The following is a 3883-nucleotide window of genomic DNA, read 5'->3' as shown; positions in this document are numbered from 1 at the left end:
CCCGTACAAATACTCGGTGACAAGCTTTACTTTAAATTCTTCACTATATTTGACCATAAAAACACCCCCGAAAGTTAGGTTTTTTACTCTAACTTTCGGGGGTCGGTACCAACGCAGGTAGTTATTTTTTTGGAAGATAATATAAAAGTTCTATTAAAGATATCACGTTCTTATCCGATACTATAACTAAAGAAGAAGGAAAAGGACGTGAACTAAAGATGAGAATAAGTGGATTTGCCAGTGGTATGGATATCGATCAAATGGTGAAAGATTTGATGAGAGCAGAAAGTATGCCACTTCAACGGATGGAGCAGCAAAAGCAAATTTTAGAATGGAAACGTGATGATTATCGTTCGATTAACACATTATTGCTTGATTTTCGCAATACTTTAACAGACATGCGTTTAACTACAAGCTATCGTGCTCGTCAAACTTCGACTACAAATGAAGAGTTGGTTTCTGCGACTGCTAATGGTTCGGCAAGTCAATCATCATTTGAATTATCTTCGGTAACACAATTAGCGAAATCTGCTTCATGGTTAAATAATGGCAAAATTTCTGGCGGTGAACTGAATGCTTCGAAAAGTATGCAAAGCCAGAGTGCTCTTGAAGTGGAGTGGAAACAAGGTGCTATTTTTAAAGAAGATATAACGGTCGAATCTAACAATCAGACTATCTCATTAGAAAGAAATAATATAGATTCAGACGCGGTTACGATTAAAGTAAATGGAAAAGGCTATGAAGTGATCACTTCCGGAGAACCAGGAGAAAATCAAGTTTTGCTGGAAAATGGCCAATTAACATTTGCTGATGGTGCTATTAAAGCGAATGATAAAATTACAGCAGAATATGTAACAGATGGGATTAACACGGACTCTCGTGAACTTACCGCGGATACTAAGACGTTCCAGTTATCAGGTCGGTCCATTGAGAATTTAGCATTAACAATTGATGGGAATACATATAGTATAGGAACTGCTACAGGTAATGAAGGAGAATATCAGTTAGTTGATAGTAATCAAAATTCCATTGGAGTTATCAATAAAAATACTGGTCTAATCACATTTAATGGAGAAATTGAGGAAGGAACGACCATTGAAGCAAATTATCAGCAAAACTATACAGCATTTTCAGTTGGTGCCCAGACTTCAAAAGGAGAGACATACGAAAACTTTATTATTAGAGGAAATGAATCATTAAACCAAGTAGTGAGTCGAGTGAACAATGCAGATCTTGGTGTCTCGATGATGTATGACTCCTTTACAGATCAAGTTTCTTTACGAAGAACAGAAACTGGTCAATTTGGGGAAGAGGGAACGCAAGATATCTCTGTTGGTGGGGCATTTATGACAGACACGTTAGGTTTTAACAATCCAAATAATTATCAAGCTGGACAAAATGCTGAATTTACAATTAATGGTTTAACAACACAGAGAACAACAAATAATTTCCAAATTGATGGTGTGACATTTAATCTAAAACAAACCTTTACAGAGGCGGATGGCCCTGTAACCGTAAATGTTACCAATGATACCGATGCTGTTTTTGATAATATTAAAGAATTTGTGGAGACTTATAACGCATTAATTGATGCAATTAATGGAAAAGCTCAAGAGCAGTATTACCGTGATTATGACCCGCTCACAGATGATCAAAGAGAATCACTCAGTGAAAAACAACAGGAAGAATGGGAAGAGATGGCTAAAAGTGGTTTGCTAAGAAATGATCCTATTCTGCAAAGTGCTTTATCTTCCATGAGAGGCGATTTCTATTCACCAGTAAACAATGCAGATTCAGCCGGAACCTTTAATCAATTGGCAGCCATTGGAATTACTACCACATCGAATTATTTGGACGGTGGCAAGTTGGAGATTAACGAGACAAAATTACGAGAAGCAATTGAAGCAGATCCGGCTGCTGTCGAGAATTTATTCCGTGGAGATGGCGATACCTATGAAGAGCAAGGTATTGTACGAAGGTTGACAGATTCGGTTAATAATACCATGGATAGAATTTATGAACGTGCTGGTAGAGCGACTTACACTAATCAACAATTTACTCTAGGACGCAATTTGGAACAAGTTGAGAAGCAGATCGAGCGTTTCCAGGATCGTTTAAAACAAATTGAGGATCGTTATTGGAGACAATTTACCGCTATGGAAAAAGCGATGCAACACGCTAATCAGCAAGCAATGTTCTTGCAACAACAATTTGGTGGAATGATGTATTAATGAGGCAACCTTCTGAAAGGGGGCTCTAAAATGGATATAGCTGCATTATCAATTGTGATGAACCAAGCTCAAGTGAAGCAGCAAGCCAGTGTTTCCTTGTTAGACAAAGCGCTAGGTCAAGCAGAAGTTCAATCTAGTGATATGATCAAGATGCTTGAGCAATCTATGCAACCTCATCTTGGTAGTAATATTGATATTAAAGGCTAGTGTGAAAGAAGGAACCAAGTGGAGATCGCTTAGGTTCCTTTTTACTAGAATCCGAATTAGCATACAGAACGAAACGAACAAGGCTTTCATAAAAAGAATATTGGCAAAATACTAAACCTTTGATGGAAGAATCCGATATTAATAGAAACAATTAAATAAGGGGATGAAAATTGTCATGGAAGTTGGTAAAATGATCACTGGATCTCCACTCGTGCAACAGACAAACTCTACTCTTGAACTTTCTACATCAGCAAGAGAGCGATCCAATAACCATGAACAAACAAAACAGCAATTATTAAATGGAAATGTAGAGTTAAATAAAGACCAATTACAAAGTATGGTGGAAGGACTTAATTCCTTTTTGGAACCTTCTAATACCGGAATTCGTTATGAGTTTCATGATAAACTTGATCGGTATTATGTTACGATTATCGATCGAAATACTGAAGAAGTTGTCAAGGAAATCCCACCAAAGAAAATGCTCGATGTCTATGCATCTATGGCAGAATTAATGGGATTTATTGTCGATGAAAAAATATAGTCACAAGGAATAGAGGAGCGTACGACCTATGACTTATCAACAATATCAAGCATATCAGAACAATTCAGTTAACACTGCATCACCAGGAGAGTTAACATTAATGTTATATAATGGATGCTTGAAATTTCTTAAACAGGCAAGGCAAGCTATTGAAGTGAAAGATCACCAAAGGAAAAATGAAATGATCCAGAAAGCACAAAATATTATTCGCGAGTTAATGGTTACTTTAGATCAAGAAGCGCCAATAGCGAAACAAATGATGCCTTTATATGATTTCGTCTATCATGCACTAACCCAAGCAAATATAAAAAATGATCTTGACCAGTTAGAACAAGCTCGTGAAATTATCGAAAATTTTCGAGATACATGGAAGGAAGTCATTAAAAAAGAACGTATACGGCAGCATGGGCAAGGTGTGAATATCTGATGGAGGCACTTAAACAATATATTGATAAAACACAAATCATGCTACAGTTATTAACACAGCCATTGAATAATGAACAACGTGAAAGTGCAATTACGAAAATTAATCAATTAATCGAAGAACGGGGAACATTAACAGAAGAAATCAAACCCCCATTTACTCAACAGGAACAGCAATTAGGAAAACATGCAATGGAACTGGATCAACAGCTGAATCAAGAACTAAAGAGGGTATTCCAACTGATAAAAAAAGATATGCGTAACGCAAAGAAACAACCACGCTCTAATCACTCATATTTAAATCCATACCAAAGTGTTGCCAGCTATGATGGCAGATTTTTAGATTCGAAAAAATAACCACTATATCCAAGGTACCGACCCCCGAAAGTTAGAGTAAAAAACCTAACTTTCGGGGGTGTTTTTATGGTCAAATATAGTGAAGAATTTAAAGTAAAGCTTGTCACCGAGTATTTGTACGGGA

At 36.7% G+C, this 3883-nt stretch carries 5 protein-coding genes; all 5 read left to right on the top strand.

The annotated features are described in order from the left end of the window. Nucleotides 1–218 precede the first annotated feature (218 nt). The 5 genes from fliD (at nt 219) to ACTNEP_RS20305 (ending at nt 3759) form a co-directional block, all read left to right on the top strand. The gene (gene fliD / locus ACTNEP_RS20325; protein WP_441163771.1) at nt 219–2231 is read left to right on the top strand and encodes a flagellar filament capping protein FliD; all 2013 of its coding nucleotides are present in this window, start codon (nt 219–221) and stop codon (nt 2229–2231) included. A gap of 30 nt (nt 2232–2261) precedes the next feature. Continuing rightward, nucleotides 2262–2438, top strand: coding sequence for a YjfB family protein (locus tag ACTNEP_RS20320; RefSeq protein ID WP_441163770.1), 177 nt, complete (start codon nt 2262–2264; stop codon nt 2436–2438). A 175-nt stretch (nt 2439–2613) separates the two neighbouring features. After that, nucleotides 2614–2979, top strand: a complete 366-nt coding sequence (flaG, locus tag ACTNEP_RS20315) for a flagellar protein FlaG (protein WP_441163769.1) — start codon at nt 2614–2616, stop codon at nt 2977–2979. A 28-nt stretch (nt 2980–3007) separates the two neighbouring features. Then, nucleotides 3008–3406, top strand: coding sequence for a flagellar export chaperone FliS (fliS, locus tag ACTNEP_RS20310; protein WP_441163768.1), 399 nt, complete (start codon nt 3008–3010; stop codon nt 3404–3406). Continuing rightward, nucleotides 3406–3759, top strand: coding sequence for a hypothetical protein (locus ACTNEP_RS20305; protein WP_441163767.1), 354 nt, complete (start codon nt 3406–3408; stop codon nt 3757–3759). Before fliS ends, ACTNEP_RS20305 begins: the two co-directional genes overlap by 1 nt. Nucleotides 3760–3883: the final 124 nt, after the last annotated feature.

The organism is Gracilibacillus sp. HCP3S3_G5_2, assembly GCF_052063305.1.
GTDB lineage: Bacteria > Bacillota > Bacilli > Bacillales > Amphibacillaceae > Gracilibacillus.
This window is presented reverse-complemented; position numbering and strand designations above follow the sequence as displayed.